We start from the raw sequence: 21,328 nt of genomic DNA on the forward strand, positions 1-21,328 counted from the left end.
ATCGAGATGACCATGACCGAAGATCCGCACTGGTACCGCGACGCGGTCATCTACCAGCTGCACATCAAGAGCTTCTTCGATTCCAACAACGACGGCATCGGCGATTTCGCCGGCCTGATCGAGAAGCTCGACTACCTCTCGGAGCTGGGCGTGGACACGCTCTGGCTGCTGCCCTTCTACCCCTCGCCCCGGCGGGACGACGGCTACGACATCCAGGAATACCGCGACGTCAGCCCGGATTACGGCACGCTGGACGAGGCCAAGCGCTTCATCGAGGAAGCGCACAAGCGCGGCCTGCGCGTCATCACCGAGCTGGTGATCAACCACACCAGCGACCAGCACCCCTGGTTCCAGGCCGCCCGCAAGGCCCCCCCGGGCGACCCGGCGCGCGACTACTACGTCTGGTCGGACAATGACGAGCTCTATTCCGGCACCCGCATCATCTTCCTCGACACCGAGAAGTCGAACTGGACCTGGGACGAGGAGGCGAAGGCCTATTTCTGGCATCGCTTCTTCAGCCACCAGCCGGACCTGAACTTCGACAACCCCCGCATCATGGTGGAGGTGCTGAACGTCATGCGCTTCTGGCTGGATGCCGGGGTGGACGGCCTGCGCCTCGACGCCGTGCCCTACCTGATCGAGCGCGACGGCACCAGCAACGAGAACCTGCCCGAGACGCACGAGGTCCTGAAGACGCTCCGCCGCAAGCTGGACGAGGAATACCCCGACCGGATGCTGCTGGCCGAGGCCAACATGTGGCCCGAGGACACGCAGCAGTATTTCGGGGAGGGCGACGAATGCCACATGGCCTTCCACTTCCCGCTGATGCCGCGCATGTACATGGCGATCGCGCAGGAGGACCGCTTCCCGATCACCGATATCCTGCGCCAGACCCCCGACATCCCCGAGGGCTGCCAGTGGGCGATCTTCCTGCGCAACCACGACGAGCTGACGCTGGAGATGGTCACGGACAAGGAACGTGACTACCTCTGGAACACCTATGCCGCCGACAAGCGGGCCCGCATCAACCTCGGCATCCGTCGCCGCCTCGCCCCGCTGCTGGAACACGACCGCCGCCGCATCGAGCTGATGAACGGCCTGCTGATGTCCATGCCCGGCACGCCCGTCATCTACTACGGCGACGAGATCGGCATGGGCGACAACATCTATCTCGGCGACCGCGACGGCGTGCGCACGCCGATGCAGTGGTCCCCCGACCGCAACGGCGGCTTCAGCAAGGCCGACCCGGCCGGCCTCGTCCTGCCCACCATCCAGGACCCGCTCTACGGCTTCCAGGCGGTGAACGTCGAGGCGCAGTCGCGCGACGCGCACTCCCTGCTGAACTGGACGCGCCGCATGCTGGCCACGCGCCGGCGCTCCCAGGCCTTCGGCCGCGGCTCCATGCGCCTGCTCTATCCGGGCAACCGCAAGGTCCTCGCCTATGTCCGGGAATACGAGGACGAGAGCATCCTCTGCATCTTCAACCTTTCCCGCACCGCCCAGGCGGTGGAGCTCGACCTTTCCGCCTATGTCGGCCGCGTGCCGGTGGAGATGCTGGGCGGCACCGCCTTCCCGGAGATCGGCCAGCTCACCTACCTGCTCACGCTGCAGCCCTTCGGCTTCTACTGGTTCGTGCTGGCGACCGAGCAGGCCCTCCCCCCCTGGCACGTGAAGGCGCCCGAGCCCTTGCCCGACCTGCGCACCCTGGTCTTCCCGGCCAGTGCCACCAGCTTCGGCGACGCGCAGAAGCGCGAGCTGGAGCGGGAGGTGCTGCCCACCTACCTGCCCAAGCGCCGCTGGTTCGCCTCCAAGGGCGAGCGCCTGGAGAGCGTCAGCCTGAAGGCCATGGCCCCCTTCCCGCACGCCCGCTACGTCACCTTCGCCGAGATCGAGGCGAAGCTGCCGGGCCGCACGGAACGCTACTGCCTGCCCCTCGGCGCGGTGGAGGATGACGACAGTGCCAGCCCACTGGCCTACCAGCTCGCCCTCTCCCGCGTGCGCCAGGGGCGGCGCGTCGGCTACCTGACCGACGCCTTCGCCTCCGACGACTTCGTGCACGCCGCCCTGGTGAACTTCCACCGCAACGCCACGGCGCAGAGCGAGGAAGGCGAGATCCGCTTCATCGGCGGCGCCCTGCTGCACGACATCGAGATCCCCGAGGGGCCGGAGATCCGCCGCCTTTCCGCGGAACAGTCCAACTCCTCGATGATCATCGGCGACCAGGTGGTGCTGAAGATCCTGCGCAAGCTCTTCTCCGGCATCCATCCGGAGGCCGAGATGACGCGCCATCTCACCGAGGCCGGCTTCCAGAACATCGCCCCGCTGCTGGGCGAGGTGGTCCGCACCGGGCCGGACGGACAGCCGGTGACGCTGATGCTGCTGCAGGGCTTCGTCCGCAACCAGGGCGACGGCTGGGGCTGGACCCTGGACTGGCTGGCCCGCTCCGTGGACGAGGCGGCGCTGGCGCATGACGGGCACGAGGACATCTTCGCCGGCTACCTCACCTTCGCCACCGCGCTCGGCCGCCGCCTGGGCGAGCTGCACGCTCTGCTTGCCGGCCCCTCCGACAACCCCGCCTTCACCCCCGAACCGGCCGTGGAGGCGGACCGCACGGCCTGGGCCGAGGGCGCGCTGGAACAGCTCGAACCGGCGCTGAAGCTGCTGGAGAAGGCATCCGACCTGTCGGAGGCGGACGCCGCCCTGGCCCGCTCCCTGCTCGGCAGGGCCGGGGCCCTGCGCGGCAAGGTCCACGAGCTCGCGCGCTCGGCCGATGGCGCGCTCAAGACCCGCGTGCACGGCGACTTCCACCTGGGCCAGGTCCTGGTCTCCCAGGGCGATGCCGTGATCGTGGATTTCGAGGGCGAGCCGGCGCGCTCGCTGGAGGAACGCCGCGCCAAGGGCTCGCCGCTGCGCGACGTGGCCGGGCTGCTGCGCTCCTTCGACTACGCCGCCGCCGCCGCGGCGCAGAGCCACGACACGGGCAGCAGCTCCGCCGTGCCGCAGGAACGCCGCGAGGCGCTCCTGGCCCGCTTCCGCCAGGAGGCCTCCGACGCCTTCCTGGCGGCCTACCGGGCCGTGGAGCATGCGGCCGAGCGCCCCTGGGTTCCCGGGGATTCGGAACAGTCCCTCCTCGATCTCTTCCTGATCGAGAAGGCCGCCTACGAGATCCGCTACGAGGCGGCCAACCGGCCCGCCTGGCTCCCCCTCCCCCTGCGCGGCCTGGCCGCCATCGTCGAGAGGCTGATCCCCGATGCGGAATGACGCCGCCATCCAGGCCCTCATCGAGGGCCGCCACGGAGACCCCTTCGCCATCCTGGGCGCTCATGACGGCCCCGGGGGGAAAACGGTCCTGACCTTCCAGCCGGGCGCGAAGGGCGTGGAACTCCTCGACGCGGAAAGCGGCGAGGTCCTGGCGCCGATGGAGCGCATCCATCCCGCCGGCGTCTTCGAGGCCTCCATCCCCGATGCCCGTCCCTACCGCTTCCGGGTCGAATGGCCCGGCGGCGTGCAGGAGACCGAGGACCCCTACGCCTTCGGCCTGCTGCTCGGCGACATGGACCTCTACCTCTTCGCCGAGGGCCGGCACCGCGAGATGGGCCGGGTCTTCGGCGCCCAGGCGATGACGGTCGGCGGCATCCCCGGCGTGCGCTTCGCCGTCTGGGCCCCGAATGCCGAGCGCGTTTCGGTGGTCGGCCCCTTCAACAACTGGGACGGCCGCCGCCACCCGATGCGCCTGCGGCGGGAGGCCGGGATCTGGGAACTCTTCATCCCCCGCCTCACCCCCGGCACCGCCTACAAGTACGAGATCCGCGGCCCCGGCGGCGCCATGCTGCCGCTGAAGGCCGATCCCGTCGCCCTGGCCTCGGAGCTGGCCCCCGCCACCGCCTCCGTGGTGGCGGACCCGGCGCCGCATGAATGGCAGGACGCGGACTGGATGGAAGGCCGCGCCGCCCGCCACGCGCCCGACGCCCCCATCGCCATCTACGAGGTCCACCCGACCTCCTGGTGGAAGGCCGAGGACGGCCACGCGCCCGACTGGGAGGGCCTGGCCGACCGGCTGATTCCCTACGTGGCCGAGATGGGCTTCAGCCATGTCGAGCTGCTGCCGGTCATGGAACACCCCTTCGGCGGCTCCTGGGGCTATCAGCCGCTGGGCCTCTTCGCCCCCACGGCCCGCTTCGGCACGCCGGACGGCTTCGCCCGCTTCGTGGACCGCTGCCACCAGGCCGGCATCGGCGTCCTGCTCGACTGGGTGCCCGCCCACTTCCCGACCGACGCCCATGGCATGGGCCATTTCGACGGCACCGCCCTCTACGAGCATGCCGACCCGCGCGAGGGGTTCCACCAGGACTGGAACACCCTCATCTACAATTTCGGCCGCAACGAGGTGCGCGGCTTCCTGATCGCTTCCGGCCTGTTCTGGCTGGAGCACTACCATGTGGACGGGCTGCGCGTGGATGCCGTGGCCTCGATGCTCTACCGCGACTACTCCCGCAAGCAGGGCGAATGGGTGCCCAACCAGTATGGCGGCCGCGAGAACCTGGAAGCCGTGGCCTTCCTGCGCGAGCTGAACACCGTGGTCGCCGAGCGCTGCCCCGGCGCCGTGGTGATCGCCGAGGAATCCACCGCCTGGCCGGGCGTGACGAAGCCGGTCAGCGAGGGTGGCCTGGGCTTCTCCTACAAGTGGAACATGGGGTGGATGCACGACACGCTCCACTACATGGAGGAAGACCCGGTCAACCGCCGCTGGCACCACGACAGCATGACCTTCGGCCTCGTCTATGCCTTCTCCGAGAAGTTCGTGCTGCCGCTCAGCCATGACGAGGTGGTGCACGGCAAGGGCTCGCTGCTCGGCAAGATGCCTGGCGACGACTGGCAGAAACGCGCCAACCTGCGTGCCTACCTGTCCTTCATGTGGACCCATCCGGGCAAGAAGCTGATCTTCATGGGCATCGAGCTCGCCCAGCCGACGGAATGGAACCACGACGCCGCCCTGCCCTGGCACCTGCTGGACGATCCCGGGCATCGCGGCATGCAGGATCTCGTGCGCGACCTGAACGCCCTCTACCGCGGCCTGCCCGCCCTGCACCGCCTCGACGCGGAACCGGCCGGCTTCGAATGGGTGATCGGCGACGACAGCGCGCAGAGCGTCTTCGCCTATCTCCGCCGCGGCCATGACGGCGACCCGCCGGCGCTGGTGGTCTGCAACCTCACCCCGGTGCCGCGCGAGGGCTACCGCATCGGCGTCCCCTCCGGTGGCTGGTGGCACGAGCTCCTGAACAGCGACGCCGGCAACTACGGCGGCAGCAACCTGGGCAATGCCGGCGGCGTGATGGCCAAGGACCTGCCCAGCCACGGACAGGCGCAATCGCTCTCGCTCATCCTGCCGCCGCTCGCTACGATTGTGCTGTCACCCGGAGCACTCAACACGCATGGCCTTACCCCCTGACCGCCTCGCCCCCGGGCGGCCTTATCCGCTCGGGGCCTACTGGGACGGGCTCGGGGTCAATTTCGCGGTCTTCTCCGCCCATGCGGAGAAGATCGAGGTCTGCGTCTTCAACGCCACCGGCCGCAAGGAACTGGCGCGCTACCCCCTGCCGGAATGCACCGACGAGGTCTGGCACGGCTACCTGCCCGGCGCGCAGCCCGGCCTCGTTTACGGGTTGCGCGCCCACGGCCCCTACGAACCCCGGCGCGGCCACCGCTTCAACCCGCACAAGCTGCTGCTCGATCCCTATGCCCGCAAGCTGGTCGGCCAGGTCACCTGGTCCGACGCGCTCTTCGGCTACCGCGTCGGCAACAACCGGGAGGACCTCTCCTTCGACCGCCGCGACAGCGCCGTGGCCATGCCCAAGGCCCTGGTGGTGGACGAGAGCTTCACCTGGGGCGACGACCGCCCACCGGCCACCCCCTGGACGGACACGGTGATCTACGAAGCGCACCTGCGCGGCCTCACCATGCGCAACACCGCCCTGCACCCGCGCCTGCGCGGCACCTTCGCCGGCCTGTCCGACCCGCGCATGATCGAACACATGCTGCGCCTCGGCATCACGGCGGTGGAACTCCTGCCCGTGCACGCCTTCCTGCAGGACCGCTTCCTCGTGCAGAAGAGCCTGCGGAACTACTGGGGCTACTCCACCCTGAACTTCTTCGCGCCGGAAGCCGCCTATCTCAGCACCGGCTCGCTGAAGGAGATCAAGGTCGCCATCCGCCAGCTCCACGCCGCCGGGATCGAGGTGATCCTCGACGTGGTCTACAACCACACGGCCGAGGGCAACGAGATGGGCCCCACCCTCTCCTGGCGCGGCCTCGACAACGCCAGCTACTACCGCCTGATGCCGGGGGACGAGCGCGTCCACATCAACGACACCGGCACCGGCAACACGCTGAACATCACCCATCCCCGCGTGCTCCAGATGGTCACCGACAGCCTGCGCCACTGGGTGCAGACCTATCGCGTGGACGGCTTCCGCTTCGACCTCGGCACCATCCTGGGGCGGGAGGCGAACGGCTTCGACCCCGGCGCCGGCTTCTTCGACGTGCTGCGGCAGGACCCGGTGCTGTCCCAGGTCAAGCTGATCTCGGAGCCCTGGGACATCGGCCCCGGTGGCTACCAGCTCGGCAACCACCCGCCGGGCTTCGCCGAATGGAACGACCGCTTCCGCGACGACGTGCGCCGCTTCTGGCGCGGCGATTCCGGCCTGCGCCCCGGCCTCGCCAGCCGCCTCACCGGCTCCAGCGAACTCTTCGACCGCCGCCGCCGCCAGCCCTGGGCCTCGGTCAACTTCGTCGCCGCGCATGACGGCTTCACCCTGCGCGACCTCGTCTCCTACGCCCGCCGCCACAACGAGGCCAATGGCGAGAACAACCAGGATGGCCACGGCGAGAACTTCTCCGCCAACTGGGGCGTGGAAGGCGAGACGCAGCAGCCCTGGGTGCAGGAAACCCGGGCCCGCCTCCAGCGCGCCCTGCTCGCCACCGTCTTCCTGTCCGCCGGCACCCCGATGCTCCTGGCCGGCGACGAGATGAACCGCACCCAGGGCGGCAACAACAACGCCTACTGCCAGGACAACGAGACCTCCTGGCTCGACTGGGAGCACGCCGCCACGCCGCGCGCCCAGGTCCTCGCCGAGTTCGTCTCCCGCCTCGCCTGGCTGCGCCAGTGCTGGACCCCGCTCCGCCCCCGCTACTTCCCCCACAGCCGCACCGAGCCCGCCCCCGGGGTGCAGGACACCGGCTGGTTCGACCAGCACGGCCAGCCGATGCAGCCGGAGGCATGGAACGAGCCCGAGGCCCGCACGTTGACGCTGCGCCGCGCCGATACGGCCGCGGATGGCTGGGTCGAGGTCGTGATGCTGATGTTGAATGCCGATGGCGCGGAGCAGAGCTTCCAGATGCCGGAACCGGCGCTTCCCTGGCGGCTGCTGCTGGATACGGCGCTGCCGGAGGCCGAGGAACGCTCCCTGCTGCCGGAGGAGACCAGCCTGACGGTGGGGGCGCACGCGCTGCTCCTGCTGGGCGCGCGGGTCGAGAAGCCATGAGCGCCGCGCCCCCGATGCCCCTCCCGCCCCTCCCCTGGGGCGCGGAACTCCTGCCGGACGGCACGCGGACCCGCTTCCGCCTCTGGGCCCCCTCGGCCAGGGAGGTCGCGCTGGAGATCGCGGACCACCCCCCCGCGCCGATGCAGCCGGAACCGGATGGCTGGTTCTCGCTGGAGGCCGCCGCCCCGGCCGGCACGCGCTACCGCTTCCAGGCACGGCTGGAGAACGGCTCCACCCTCCCGGTGCCCGACCCGGCGGCGCGCTACCAGCCGGACGACGTGCACGGCTTCAGCCAGGTGGTCGATCCACGCGCCCATGCCTGGCGGAACACCGGCTGGAAGGGCCGCCCCTGGCACGAGACCATCCTCTACGAGCTCCATGCCGGCACCTGCGGCGGCTATGCCGGCATCCGCGCCATGCTGCCGCGCCTCAAGGCCCTGGGCATCACCGCCGTGGAGCTGATGCCGATCGCCGAATTCCCCGGCCCGCGCAACTGGGGCTATGACGGCGTGCTGCCCTTCGCCCCCGCCGCCTCCTACGGCACGCCGGAGGAACTCAAGGCCCTGATCGACGAGGCCCACGGCCTCGGCCTGATGATGTTCCTCGACGTCGTCTACAACCATTTCGGCCCGGACGGCGCCTATCTCCACGCCTATGCGAAGGACTTCTTCGACGAGGGCGTGCACACCCCCTGGGGCGCCGCCATCGACTTCAAGAAGGCCCCGGTCCGCGAGTTCTTCGAATCCAACGCCCTCACCTGGCTGCGCGAATACCGCTTCGACGGCCTCCGCTTCGACGCCGTCCACGCCATTGCCGAGCAGGACTGGCTCGACCACCTCGCCGCCCGCATCCGCCGGGAGATCCAGGCCGAGACCCCCGGCCGCCACGTCCACCTCGTGCTGGAGAACGAGCGCAACGGCGCCGGCCATCTCCGCGCCGGCCCGAAGGCACCGGGCTTCGACGCCCAGTGGAACGACGACGGCCACAACGTCCTGCATCCCCTCCTGACCGGCGAGCGCGAAGCCTATTACGAGGACTTCGCCGACAACGGCGCGGAAAAGCTCGCCCGCGTCCTGGCGGAAGGCTTCCTCTTCCAGGGCGAGACGATGCCCCATCTCGGCCATGCGCGTGGCGAGCCCAGCGCGCATCTCCCCCCCACCGCCTTCGTGCTCTTCCTGCAGAACCACGACCAGGTCGGCAACCGCGCCTTCGGCGAGCGCCTGCCCGCCCTGTCGCGCCCCGCCGCGCTGAAGGCCGCCACCGCCCTCCTTCTGCTCTCGCCGCAGATCCCGCTGCTCTTCATGGGCGAGGAATGGGCCGCCACCACCCCCTTCCTCTTCTTCACCGCCTTCCCGCAACAGGATCTCGCGGATGCGGTGCGCGAAGGCCGCCGCAAGGAATTCGCCAAGTTCGCCGCCTTCCAGGACCCGGAGAAGCGCGAGCACATCCCCGACCCGAACGCGGAAAAGACCTTCACCGATTCCATCCCCGACCCGGCCGAAAGCACCCAGGGCTTCCACGCGGAGATGCTCGCCCTGCACAAGGCCCTGATCGCCCTCCGCCATGCCGAGATCATCCCCCGCCTGCCCGGCGCGAAGGCGATCGGCGCCGATGCGGTGGGGCCGAAGGCCGTGCTGGCCCGCTGGCGCCTCGGCGACGGCACCCGCCTGACCATCGCCCTCAACCTGGACGAAGCCCCCGCCGCGGTGACGGCGGGCGGCACCATCGTCCTGCATGAATCCATCCCGGACGCCGCGGAATCGCTGGCCGCCGGAAGCCTGCCACCCGACTGTGCGGTGGTGATGCTCGACCTGCCGGAGAATTCGGGGCCATGAGCCGGGATGTCAGCCGGGATGAACTCCACGCCCTCGCGGAAGCCGCCGGGATCGCCTTGCAATGGCGCGACGCCCAGGGCCGCGACCAGACCGTCGCCCCCGAAGCGATCCGCGCCGTGCTGGAGGCCCTGGGCCTGCCCGCCGCCTCGCCGGAGCAGATGCGCGAGGCGCGGGAGACCCTGGCCGCCCAGGCCACACTGCCCCCGCTCTGCACCGCCACCGCCGGGCAGCCCGTGCTGCTGGGCCTGCCCGGCGAGCCCGAATACCGGCTCGACCTGGAAGACGGCGGCGTGCTGGAAGGCCGCGCCCGGCAGGAGCACGGCCTGTGCCGCCTGCCCGTCGCCCCGCCCCCCGGCTACCACCGCCTCCGCATCGGCGGCGCCGAGACCATCCTCGCTGTGGCCCCGCCACGCTGCTACCGTCCGGAAGACGCGCTGGCCGGAAGCGGCACGCACAACTCCCTCCCCTGGGGCCTGACCGTCCAGCTCTACGGCCTGCGCCGTGCCGGGCGGAACGGCATGGGCAGCGGCGGCGTGGGCGACTTCACCGCCCTGTCGCAATTCGTCGCCTCCGCCGCCCGCAAGGGCGCCCAGGCCGTGGCGATCAGCCCCGTCCACGCCCAGTTCTCGGCCGATCCCAACCGCTTCTCCCCCTATTCCCCATCCTCGCGGCTCTTCCTCAACGTGCTGCACGCCGATCCGGCCGTGCTGGGCGAGGCCCCTCTCCGCGCCGCCCTCGGCCGCACCGGCCTGGCCGGGGAATTCGACCGGCTGGAAGGGCTGGACCTCGTGGACTGGCCCGACGTGGCCCGCGCCCGCCTCGCCGTCTTCCGCGCCCTCTTCGACGCCTTCCCCGGCGCACCGGAATTCGACCGCTTCCGCTCGGAACAGGGCGAGGCCCTGGAAAGCCACGCCCGCTTCGAGGCCCTGCACGCCCATCTCTTCGCCCGCGACCCGGCGCTCTGGAACTGGCGCCAGTGGCCCGCGGAGTACCGCGACCCCGCCAGCCCCGCCGTGGCGGAATTCGCCCGCGTCCATGAGCGGGAGGTCGCCTACCACGCCTTCCTGCAATGGATCGCCGATCGCGGCCTCGGCACGGCGCAGCAGGCCGCCCGCGACGCCGGCGCCCGCATCGGCCTCGTCGCCGACCTCGCCGTCGGCACGGATGGCGGCGGCAGCCATGGCTGGAGCCGCCAGCGCGAGACCCTGCGCAACCTCACCATCGGCGCGCCCCCCGACATCTTCTCGCCGCTCGGCCAGGGCTGGGGCATCACCGCCTTCTCCCCCCTCGGCCTGAAGCAGGGCGGCTACGGCGCCTTCCTGGAGATGCTGCGCGCCGCCATGCGCCATGCCGGCGGCGTGCGCATCGACCACGCCATGGGCCTCGCCCGCCTCTGGGTGGTGCCGGAGGGCGCCGACCCGCGCGACGGCGCCTATCTGCAATTCCCCGCCGACGACATGTTCCGCCTCGTCGCCCTGGAATCGCAGCGCCACCGCGCCATCGTGGTGGGCGAGGACCTCGGCACCGTCCCGCACGGCTTCCGCGAGCGCCTGGAGCAGATCGGCATGCTCGGCATGCGCGTCCTCTGGTTCGAGCAGCGTGAAGGGGGCGGCCCCTTCGTCCCGCCCCGCGAATGGTCGCGCAACGCCGCCGCCATGACCACGACCCACGACCTGCCCACCGCCGTCGGCTGGTGGCGCGGCCTGGACATCGACTGGCGCGCCCGCCTCGGCCTGCTCGGAGAGGGCGAGGACGGCTCCGCCCAGCGCACCGAACGCGACCGCGACCGCGCCGCGCTCTGGCAGGCCATGCGCGACAGCGGCGCCGCCCAGGGCGATCCCCCGCCGCCAGAGGACGGCACCCCGGTCGCCGAAGCCGCCGCCGCCCAGATCGGCCGCTCCGCCTGCACCCTGGCCCTGCTGCCCGTGGAGGACGCCCTGGCCCTGCCGGAGCAGCCCAACCTCCCTGGCACCACCGACCAGCACCCCAACTGGCGCCGCCGCCTGCCCGGCGAGGCCGCGACCCTCCTCGACGACCCCGCCTGCACCCGCCGCCTCGCCGCGCTCGCGGAATCCCGGCCCGGCGCCGGCTGAACCCGCTCTGCCGGGGACCGGTTCCGGTCCCCGGCAGAGCTTCCACACCCTTCCCTACGGATCGGAACCCCGGTTCAGGCGCCCTGCTTGTCCTGACAGAAGCGGATGCGGTTGCTGAACGGGTCGGTCACGCTCATCACGAGCCCCCAGGGCTCGTCCTCCACGCTCGGCTTCCCGTGCTTGTAGTCCTTGCGCGCGAGTTCCCGCTGATAGGCTTCAACCCCCGTCATCCGCACGAACACCGTCGATCCCGGCGTCGCATCCCCATGATGGCCGCTGAGATGCAAGGTCAGCCCGGCGCGCGAGACCTGGGCATAGAGAGGGAAGTTCTCACCGAAACGGTGCTCCCAATCCAGATCGAAGCCGAGGAACCCCAGGTAGAACTCCCTGGCCAGGGCTTCGTCGAAGATGCGCAGGATCGGACAGGTCTGGTTGAAGCGGACCCCATCCCCGGAAGGCGCACGCCCGGCTGCAGCGAGGACATTCCAGCTCGCGAACCCGTGCTGGGCCGCCACGATTTCGAGGGCCGCGCCATGGGTGATGGCGATCTGCCGCTCCTGCAAGGCCGCGCGCAGCGCCTTTGCCATGGCCTTGGGATCAGGATGAGAACGCATAGCCTTCCTCGGATGGGCAAACGGTCGTCAGGGCTCGCCTTGCTGACGCATTCGCCCTCGGGAAGGGATGCGTTGCGGGAAACGGAAACGGCGCTTTCACCATCCCCATGCGGGGGCGAGCAGCAGGCAGCGCCAGCCTCGATACAACCCTAGTTTGGGCCATCCGCCGCAGCAAGCCGGCGCCGCCACGCCCCCTCATCGGCCAGCCCATGCGCGAGGAAGCGCCGAAGACCAGCCCCCCTTCTCGGCCCCGATTGCCTAAAGAATATATTCCTATTTTCATCCGGTCCATGCTACACTTCCCTCCATGCCCCTCCCCCGCCTCTCCCCGCCCCAGCCCTTCCGCCCCCTCTCCGACGCCGAGTGGTACGCCCTCCTCCCCCACCTCCTCCCTCGCACCCCGGCGGGCCGCCGCGTCGCCGACCTCCGCCGCCGCATGGACGCCATCTTCCACCTCGCCCTCACCGCCTCCCCCTGGCGCGAACTGCCCGCCCACTACGGCAACCCCGACAGCATCGCCCGCCACTTCCGCCGCCTCACCCATGCCGGCCTCTGGGAACACCTCCTCACCCTGCTGGCGAAATCCGCCCCCAACCACCCGCTCCGCACCATCGAGCACCGCATCTGCCGCGCCGCCCGCCGCGCCCACCGTATCCTGGGCTTCCGCCTGATCCTGCTCGCCCGCCGCCTGGGCCTGCGCTCGGCACTCCCCGGCCCGCCCTGGCTGCTGCCCGATCCGGATTTGTCCGAAACCCTCTCCCGGGCGAAAATCCCGGACTTCACAGGCGCCTACGGCACGATCGGCCCCTACCGCGCCCTGCTCCGCACCCTTCGCGCCCTCCACCGCACCGCCGCCGGCCGCGCCCGCCTCCCCAACCGCCTCCGCCACGCCTGGCCGTGAGGCCCGCCACCTCCTCCGGCGCTGATTTCCGCCCATGCCCCCTGCCACCACCCGCCCCCCTGGCGCGTTGTGCGCGGCAGCGAGCCCGCATCCAGGGCGCGGCCACGAGTGACGGAGAGCCGAAACAGTGATCCCCGAAACCCCGCGTGCGACGGCGCGTCTGCAGTTCCACAAGGACTTCACGCTCGACGACGCGGTGCCGCTGGTGCCCTATTACAAGGCGCTCGGCATCAGCCACCTCTACGCCTCGCCGCTGCTCAAGGCGCGCCCCGGCTCCACCCACGGCTACGACATCGTGGACCCCACCCGCATCAACCCGGAGGTCGGGGGCGAGGAGGCGCTGCAACGCCTCGTGGAGGCCCTGCACGCGGCCGATATGGGCCTCATCCTCGACATCGTTCCCAACCACATGGGCGTCGGCGGCGCCGACAACGGCTGGTGGCTGGACGTGCTGGAATGGGGCCCGCGCTCGCCCTTCGCCAGCTTCTTCGACATCGACTGGAACCCCGCCGACCCGGCGCTGAAGGACAAGCTCCTCGCTCCCTTCCTCGGCGGCCCCTACGGCACCGTGCTGGAATCGGGCGACCTCGCCCTGCATTTCGAGCCGGAAAGCGGCAAGATCTACGCCGAGTATTTCGAGCACCGCTTCCCCATCGCTCCCGCCACCTACGCGACCATCCTGCGCGCCACCGGCGATGCCTCGCTGGACGGCATCGCCCAGGTCTTCGCCGGCATCGGCCAGCCGGGAAGCGCGGAGGCCATGCGCGCCGCCGCCGGCGTGGCGCTGGACGTCCTCGCCCGCTTCGCGAAGGCGCCGGGCGGCCAGTCGAGCATCGACGCCGTCCTCGCCGCCTTCGACCCGAAGCAGCCCGAGAGCCGCGAGCGCCTGCACCGGCTGCTGGAGGCGCAGAACTACCGCCTCGCCTGGTGGCGCGCCGCGACCGACGAGATCAACTGGCGCCGCTTCTTCGACGTCACCAGCCTGGGCGGCCTGCGCCAGGAAGTCCCCGAGGTCTTCGAGGCCACGCACGAGCTGATCCTGAAGCTCTACGCCGAGGGCGCGATCGACGGCGTGCGTGTCGATCACGTGGACGGCCTCGCCGACCCGCGCGCCTATTGCCGCAAGCTGCGCCGCCGCCTGCGCGCCGCCGGCCGCCACCGCCCCGCCACCGCGCCGAAGGGCGAACCGCTGCTGCTGGTCGAGAAGATCCTCGCCCCGCATGAGCGCCTGCGCCAGGACTGGATGGTGGACGGCACCACCGGCTACAACTTCATGGACGAGGTCGCCGGCCTGCTCCACGACCCGGCGGGCGAGGAACGCCTGACCCGGCTCTGGGCCGAGCTCACCGCCCGCTCCCCCCGCTTCGAGGACGAGGCCCGCGAGGCCCGCCGCCAGATCCTGCGGGAGAACCTCGCCTCCGAGCTGAACGGCACCGCCACCGCCCTGCACCGCATCGCGCAGACCGACCTCGCCACGCGCGACTTCACCCTCACCGCGATCCGCCGTGCCATCTCCGAGGTGCTGGCGCATTTCCCCGTCTACCGCACCTACGTCTCCATGGCCGGCCGCAACGAGGAGGACGAGCGCACGCTGGAATGGGCGCTGTCCGGCGCCCGCCGCACCGTGCGCGCCACCGAGCGTCCCCTGCTCGACCTGCTCGACGGCTGGCTCGGCGGCGAGGTGCCGCGCAGCCTGCCGATCGCCGACCGCCGCCGGCGCCTGCGCGCCGCGGTGCGCTTCCAGCAGCTCTCCGCCCCCGTCGCGGCCAAGTCGGTCGAGGACACCGCCTTCTACCGCTACGGCCGGCTGATCTCCCGCAACGAAGTCGGCTCCGAACCCGGCCACCTCACGGAAAGCCCCGCCTCCTTCCACGCCATGTGCCGGGACCGCGCACGCAACTTCCCGCGCGAGATGCTGGCCACCGCCACCCACGACCACAAGCGCGGCGAGGACAACCGCATCCGCCTCGCGGTCATCTCCGAACGGCCCGAGGAATGGGCCACGGCGCTGACCCGCTGGACCCGGCTGAACAACAGCCTGAAGCGCGAGGTGGACGGCACCCCTGCTCCCGACGCGGTGGATGAGTTGATGCTCTACCAGACCCTGGTCGGCGCCTGGCCGCTGAACCTCGACCCCTCGGACGAACAGGGCGTGCAGGAGCTCATCAAGCGCGTCGCCGCCTGGCAGGAGAAGGCCCTGCGCGAAGGCAAGCGCCGCTCCGAATGGGCCGTGCCCAACGAGGCCTATGAATCCGCCTGCCAGGACTTCCTCCGCAACATCCTCGCCGCCGACCGCGCCAGCCGGATGCGCGAGGAGATCGCGGGCTTCGCCATGCGCCTCGCCCCCGCCGGCGCGGCGAACGGGCTGTCGCAGACGCTGATCCGCTGCACCTCCCCCGGCATCCCGGACCTCTACCAGGGCACGGAGTTCTGGGACTTCTCGCTGGTGGACCCGGACAACCGCCGCCCGGTGGACTTCCCCGCCCGGCAAGCGGCGCTGGAGGCGGGCGAGACCCCGGCCGACCTCCTGCCGCACTGGAAGGACGGCCGTGCGAAGCAGGCCGTGATCGCCCGCGCCCTGGCCCTGCGCGCCCAACGGCCGGAGCTCTTCGCGGAAGGCGACTACCTTCCCCTGGAGGTCCAGGGCGCGAAGGCGGCGCATCTCCTGGCCTTCGCCCGGCGCCGAGGCCAGCAGGCCGCCATCACCGTGGTCACGCGCCTGCCGGCAGCCCTGCTGGGCGAGGCGACGCAACCCCTGATCCCTCCCGAGGCCTGGGAAGACACCGCCATCCTCCTGCCGCCGGACATGCCGGGGGCAATCGCCGATGTGCTGAACGGCGGAGAGGTGGCGGCCCCGGACGGCATCCTGCCCGCCTCCACCCTGCTGGCGCGCCTCCCGGTCGCGCTGCTCTCCCTTGGCTGACCCCCGGCGGGAAGCCCCGGGCCGGACGCGGATGCGCGCCCGGCCTCCTTTTTCCCTGGACGTCGCGGGCAGCCATCCGCACAACCATGGCGAGAACGCTTGGAACCGCTCGCCGGGCGCGAGAGGATGTTTCCGGCTTTCCCTGCTTCCGCCTTTCCAGGAGGACCTGCCCGCGTGAACAATACCGACCTGCTCGCCCCCGCCCATGAGGCGACCGAAGGCACGGTCTCGCCAGAGGCCTTCCGCCAGAGGATCCTCGAAAGGCTGACGTATCAGGTCGGCGGATCACCGGAACGGGCAAGCGAGCGGGACTGGTTTCTGGCCACCGCCCTGGCGACGCGCGACCTGGTGATGGACCGCTGGCGCACCTCGAACGCCGACACGCTGGCCCGGGGTGACAAGCGGGTCTGCTATCTCTCGATGGAATTCCTGATCGGCCGGCTGCTGGCCGACACGCTGGGCAACCTCCGCATCACCGAGACAGCGCGGGAGGCCCTGTCGGGGCTGGGCGTGGACCTCGATGCCATCGCCGCACAGGAGATGGACGCGGCCCTGGGCAATGGAGGGCTGGGCCGGCTGGCCGCCTGCTTCATGGAAAGCCTGGCGAGCCTCGGCATCCCCGCCTTCGGCTACGGCATCCGCTACGAGCACGGGCTGTTCCGGCAGGTGATCCCCGCCGACGGCACCCAGCACGAGCTGCCAGAGGACTGGCTCTCGCTCGGCAACCCCTGGGAGTTCGAGCGCGCCAACCTGCGCTACAAGGTCGGCTTCGGCGGGCATGTGACGGTGGATGGCGGCCGGCTCACCTGGCATCCCGGGGAAACGGTGCGCGCCATCCCCTACGACACGCCCGTCACCGGCTGGCGCGGCAAGCGCGTCAACACGCTGCGCCTCTGGTCGGCCCGGGCCAGCGACCCGCTGCACCTCGCCGCCTTCAACCACGGCGACCACCTGGGCGCGCAGGCGGAGCGGATCCGGGCGGAATCCATCTCCCGCGTGCTCTACCCGGGCGACGAGACCCCGGCGGGGCAGGAGCTTCGTCTGCGCCAGGAATACTTCTTCGCCTCGGCCTCGCTGCAGGACGTCCTGCGCCGGCACATGGCGGAGTTCGACCGGCTGGACAACCTCGCCGACAAGGTCGCGGTGCAGTTGAACGACACGCATCCAGCGATCGGCGTGTCGGAGCTGATGCGGCTGCTGGTCGATGTCCACCACATGGAATGGGACCTGGCCTGGGACATCACCCGCGCCGTCACCTCCTACACCAACCACACGCTGATGCCGGAGGCGCTGGAGACCTGGCCCGTCTCGCTGGTGGAGCGTCTGCTGCCGCGCAACATGCAGATCATCTACATGATCAACGCGCGGCACCTCGACGCCGTGCGGAAGGCACAGGGCGAGAACGCCCGGCTGCTCGCCTCCGTCTCGATCATCGACGAGGACCACGGCCGCCGCGTGCGCATGGGCCATCTCGCCTTCATCGGCTCGCACCGGATCAACGGCGTCTCGGCACTGCATACGCAGTTGATGAAGGACACGGTCTTCGCCGACCTGAACCGCGTCTGCCCCGACCGCATCACCAACAAGACCAACGGCATCACCTTCCGCCGCTGGCTGCTGCGCGCCAACCCAGGCCTGACCAAACTCCTTGTGGACACGCTGGGGGAGGAGGTGCTCGACAACCCGGAGAAGCTCGCCGGGCTGGCACCGCATGCGGAGGAGATGGAATTCCGCCGCCGCTTCGCCGCGCAGCGCCGTGTCGCCAAGGAGAAGCTGACCCGCCTCATCCGCGACAGGATCGGCCTCGCCGTCGATCCCGAGGCGCTGTTCGACGTGCAGATCAAGCGCATCCACGAGTACAAGCGCCAGCTCCTGAACATCCTGCAGGCGGTGGCCCTCTACAACGCCATGCGGGCGCGGCCGATGAACAACTGGGTGCCGCGGGTGAAGATCTTCGGCGGTAAGGCGGCGGCGAGCTACTGGCAGGCCAAGCTGATCATCCGTCTCGCCCATGACGTGGCGCGGGTGGTCAACAACGACCCGACCCTGAACGGCATGCTCAGGATCGCCTTCCTGCCGAACTACAACGTGTCCCTGGCCGAGGCGATCATCCCCGCAGCCGACCTGTCGGAGCAGATCTCCACCGCCGGTCTGGAAGCCTCGGGCACCGGCAACATGAAGCTGGCGCTGAACGGCGCGCTGACCATCGGCACGCTGGACGGCGCCAATGTCGAGATCCGCGAGCATGTGAGTGCGGAGAACATCTTCATCTTCGGCCTGACTGCGGAGCAGGTCGCACGGAAGAAGGCCGCCGGCTACGATGCCCGCGAGGCGGTGGCAGCCTCGCCCGCCCTGTCGCAGGTCCTCGACGCCATCCGCAGCGGCGTCTTCTCGCCCGAGGAGCCGGACCGCTACGCGGGGCTGGTGGACGGTCTGCTGAACGACGACCGCTTCCTGGTGACGGCGGATTTCGACAGCTACGACACCGCGCAGCGCGAGGTCGCGGCCCGCTGGCGCGATCCGGAAGCATGGTGGCGCAGCGCGGTGCTGAACACCGCCCATGTCGCCTGGTTCTCCTCCGACCGCACGATCCGCGAATATGCCGAGGACATCTGGGATACCCCGCCACGGTGAGGCGGGGAGCCCCGCCTGCCCTACCGCATGATCTCGCGGTACAGCGCCGCGTACTGGCGGGCCGGGCGGGACCAGCCCACATCTGCCGCCATGGCATTGCCCTGCATCCGCCCCCAGGCGGCACGGTCCTGCCACAGGGCGCCAAGGCGGGCGAGGGCCAGTTCCAGCGCCTCCCGCGTCGTCGGCGCGAATTGCAGGCCGTTCGCCACACCGGCCGCCAATGCCGCCTCGTTGGCGTCGATCACCGTGTCGGCCAGTCCGCCGACCCGCGAGACCAGCGGCAGGGCGCCGTAGCGCAGCGCGCAGAGCTGCGTGAGGCCGCAGGGCTCGAAGCGCGAGGGCACCAGCAGCGCGTCGCAACCCGCCTGGATGCGGTGCGCCAGGGCCTCGTCATAGCCGAGTACGGCGCCCACCCGCCCGGGCCAGGCTCCGGCCGCGGAAAGGAAGCCTTCCTCCAGCGGTTTATCGCCCGCACCCAGCAGGGCGAGTTGCATGCCGCCCTCGGTCAGCGCCGGCAAAGCGGCGAGGACGAGGTCCATCCCCTTCTGCCAGGTCAGCCGGCTGACCACGCCCAGCAGTGGCGCCGAGGCATCCACATCCAGCCCCATTGCCGCCTGCAGGGCGGCCTTGTTCGCGGCCCGTCGCTCCGGATGCTCCCGGTCATAGGGCGCAGTCAGCAGGGGGTCGGCGGCAGGGTTCCAGACCGTCTCGTCGATGCCGTTCAGGATGCCGGAGACATCCGTCCCGCGCGAGCGAAGCAGGCCGTCGAGCCCCATGCCGCCTTCAGGCGTGCGGATCTCGGCGGCATAGCTGGGCGAGACCGTTGTGATCCGGTCGGCGAAGTAGAGCCCGGCCTTCAGGAAGCCGATGGCCCCGTAATATTCGACCCCGTCGATCGACCAGGCTTCCGGCGGCAGGTCCAGCTCCGCCAGGAGGTGGGGCGGGAACTGCCCCTGGAAAGCAAGGTTGTGCACCGTCATCACGGTGCCGGGGCGGCGCCCTTCGCCGTAATGGAGATAGGCCGGGACGAGGCCTGCCTGCCAGTCATGCGCATGGACGATATCGGGCGTGAAGGCGGGCAGCAGGCCCCGCGCCAGGCGCTCGGCCACGCGGCCCAGCGCGGCGAAGCGCTGGGCGTTGTCGGGCCAGTCGCCTTCCGGCCCGGCATAGGGGTTGCCCTCGCGCCCATAGAGATGCGGCGCCTCGATCGCCAGCACGTCCAGCGCCCCCGCCCGCCCCGACAGCAGCCGGGCCGGACCGCCGAAGAGATCCGGCAGTTCCGCCGCGACCTCCCCGCCCTCCAGCCGCCGCAGCACGGCGGGGTAGCCAGGCAGCAGCGTGCGGGCGGCGAAGCCCTCTCGTGCCAGGGCCGCCGGCAGCGCGCCCGCGACATCGGCCAGCCCGCCGGTCTTGATCAGCGGATAGGCCTCCGAGGCCACCGACAGGACAGAGGGCATCAGGCGGACAGCCGGTCGATCATCGGCTGGGTGATCAGGCAGATGCCCTTGTCGGTCCGGCGGAAGCGCTGCGCGTCGAGTTCAGGGTCCTCGCCGACCACGAGCCCTTCCGGGATACGGACCTCGCTGTCGATGACGACGTTGCGCAGCCGCGCGTGGCGTCCGATGTCGCAACGGGGAAGGATCACGGAACTCTCGATCTCCCCATAGGAATGCACGTGCACGTTGGGGAAGATCAGTGATTTGCGCACCAGCGTGCCGGACACGATGCAGCCGCCCGAGATCAGGGAATCCATCGCCTGGCCGCGCCGGTCGTCATCGTCATGGACGAACTTCGCCGGTGGCGTCAGCTCGCTGTAGGTCCAGATCGGCCATTCATGGTCGTAGAGGTCAAGCGCCGGCACCACGTCGGTCAGATCCACATTCGCCTGCCAATAGGCATCCACCGTGCCGACGTCGCGCCAATAGGCCTCGGCCTGATCGCTGGAGCGGACGCAGGATTCGGCGAAGCGGTGCGCCACAGCCGTACCGTGCTTCACCAGATAGGGGATGATGTCCTTGCCGAAGTCATGCTCCGAAGCCGGGTCCGCCGCGTCACGCCGCAACTGGTCGGCGAGGAAAGAGGTCTCGAAGACGTAGATACCCATGCTGGCCAGCGCCATCTCCGGATTGTCCGGCATGGCGGGCGGGTCCTTGGGCTTCTCCAGGAAGGAGATGATGCGGTCGTTCTCGTCCACATGCATCACGCCGAAGCCCGTCGCCTCCATGCGCGGCACCTCGATGCAGCCCACGGTGACGTCGGCACCGCTCTCGCAGTGCTGCCGCAGCATCTTCTCGTAGTCCATCTTGTAGACGTGGTCGCCGGCGAGCAGGACGATATAGCGCGTGCCATAGCTCTCGATGATGTCCAGGTTCTGGTACACCGCGTCGGCGGTGCCGGCGTACCAGGCGCTCTCCGAGACACGCTGGCTGGCCGGCAGGATGTCGAAGCTCTCGTTGCGTTCCGGCCGCATGAAGTTCCAGCCGCGCTGGAGATGCCGGATCAGGCTGTGCGCCTTGTACTGCGTCGCCACGCCGATGCGGCGGATGCCGGAATTGATGGCGTTCGACAGGGCGAAGTCGATGATGCGGGACTTGGCGCCGAAATAGACGGCCGGCTTGGCGCGCCGGTCGGTCAGCTCCATCAGCCGACTTCCTCGTCCGCCCGCCAGGACATAGGCCATCGCCTGACGCGCGAGCGGGGATCCTGCATGCGGCCGTAGAGGCATGGATGGGTGACTCCCTTCGACGACGCTTCCTCGTGCACGTCCGGTATGGCGCGCGAAGCGAA

11 protein-coding genes are annotated in these 21,328 nt (G+C 70.4%); 8 read left to right on the forward strand and 3 right to left on the reverse strand.

Features of this window, described 5'->3' with window-relative positions; translation table 11 throughout:
• The first annotated feature begins 6 nt into the window (after window positions 1-6).
• Genes treS through malQ form a run of 5 tightly spaced genes read left to right on the forward strand, consistent with a single transcriptional unit; the run spans window position 7 to window position 11,469 of the window.
• Window positions 7-3,261, forward strand: a complete 3,255-nt coding sequence (gene treS / locus RGI145_RS15215; protein ID WP_075799011.1) for a maltose alpha-D-glucosyltransferase — start codon at window positions 7-9, stop codon at window positions 3,259-3,261.
• Window positions 3,251-5,449 carry a 1,4-alpha-glucan branching protein GlgB gene (gene glgB / locus RGI145_RS15220; protein WP_075799012.1) on the forward strand — a complete coding sequence of 733 codons (2,199 nt, stop codon included), beginning with the start codon at window positions 3,251-3,253 and terminating at the stop codon, window positions 5,447-5,449. The genes treS and glgB overlap by 11 nt, the downstream gene beginning before the upstream one ends.
• The gene (gene glgX, locus RGI145_RS15225; RefSeq protein ID WP_075799013.1) at window positions 5,433-7,541 is read left to right on the forward strand and encodes a glycogen debranching protein GlgX; all 2,109 of its coding nucleotides are present in this window, start codon (window positions 5,433-5,435) and stop codon (window positions 7,539-7,541) included. Before glgB ends, glgX begins: the two co-directional genes overlap by 17 nt.
• Window positions 7,542-7,555: 14 nt before the next feature.
• On the forward strand, window positions 7,556-9,376 hold the full coding sequence (gene treZ / locus RGI145_RS15230; RefSeq protein WP_083670790.1) for a malto-oligosyltrehalose trehalohydrolase: 1,821 nt from the start codon (window positions 7,556-7,558) through the stop codon (window positions 9,374-9,376).
• Window positions 9,373-11,469: a 4-alpha-glucanotransferase gene (malQ, locus tag RGI145_RS15235; protein WP_075799015.1), complete on the forward strand. Its 2,097-nt coding sequence runs from the start codon at window positions 9,373-9,375 to the stop codon at window positions 11,467-11,469. The genes treZ and malQ overlap by 4 nt, the downstream gene beginning before the upstream one ends.
• Window positions 11,470-11,543: 74 nt before the next feature.
• On the opposite strand, the gene RGI145_RS25580 is transcribed toward malQ, so the two are convergent.
• The gene (locus tag RGI145_RS25580; protein WP_237183088.1) at window positions 11,544-12,056 is read right to left on the reverse strand and encodes a glyoxalase superfamily protein; all 513 of its coding nucleotides are present in this window, start codon (window positions 12,054-12,056) and stop codon (window positions 11,544-11,546) included.
• A gap of 334 nt (window positions 12,057-12,390) precedes the next feature.
• Here RGI145_RS25580 and RGI145_RS15245 point away from each other — a divergent pair, with 334 nt between their 5' ends.
• The 3 genes from RGI145_RS15245 to RGI145_RS15255 all read left to right on the forward strand — a co-directional run bounded on the left by RGI145_RS15245 (window position 12,391) and on the right by RGI145_RS15255 (window position 18,541).
• Window positions 12,391-12,984: an IS5/IS1182 family transposase gene (locus RGI145_RS15245; protein WP_075799017.1), complete on the forward strand. Its 594-nt coding sequence runs from the start codon at window positions 12,391-12,393 to the stop codon at window positions 12,982-12,984.
• 127 nt (window positions 12,985-13,111) lie between these two features.
• Window positions 13,112-15,907 carry a malto-oligosyltrehalose synthase gene (gene treY / locus RGI145_RS15250; protein ID WP_075799018.1) on the forward strand — a complete coding sequence of 932 codons (2,796 nt, stop codon included), beginning with the start codon at window positions 13,112-13,114 and terminating at the stop codon, window positions 15,905-15,907.
• Window positions 15,908-16,081: 174 nt separating this feature from the next.
• Window positions 16,082-18,541, forward strand: coding sequence for a glycogen/starch/alpha-glucan phosphorylase (locus tag RGI145_RS15255; protein WP_208863879.1), 2,460 nt, complete (start codon window positions 16,082-16,084; stop codon window positions 18,539-18,541).
• Between the two features lie 20 nt (window positions 18,542-18,561).
• On the opposite strand, the gene glgA is transcribed toward RGI145_RS15255, so the two are convergent.
• Window positions 18,562-19,998, reverse strand: a complete 1,437-nt coding sequence (glgA, locus tag RGI145_RS15260; protein WP_075799019.1) for a glycogen synthase GlgA — start codon at window positions 19,996-19,998, stop codon at window positions 18,562-18,564.
• A complete protein-coding gene (gene glgC / locus RGI145_RS15265) occupies window positions 19,998-21,182 on the reverse strand; it encodes a glucose-1-phosphate adenylyltransferase (RefSeq protein ID WP_472509012.1) in 1,185 nt (394 codons plus the stop codon). The genes glgA and glgC overlap by 1 nt, the downstream gene beginning before the upstream one ends.
• Between the last annotated feature and the right edge of the window lie 146 nt (window positions 21,183-21,328).

It is taken from the genome of Roseomonas gilardii (assembly GCF_001941945.1).
Classification (GTDB): domain Bacteria; phylum Pseudomonadota; class Alphaproteobacteria; order Acetobacterales; family Acetobacteraceae; genus Roseomonas.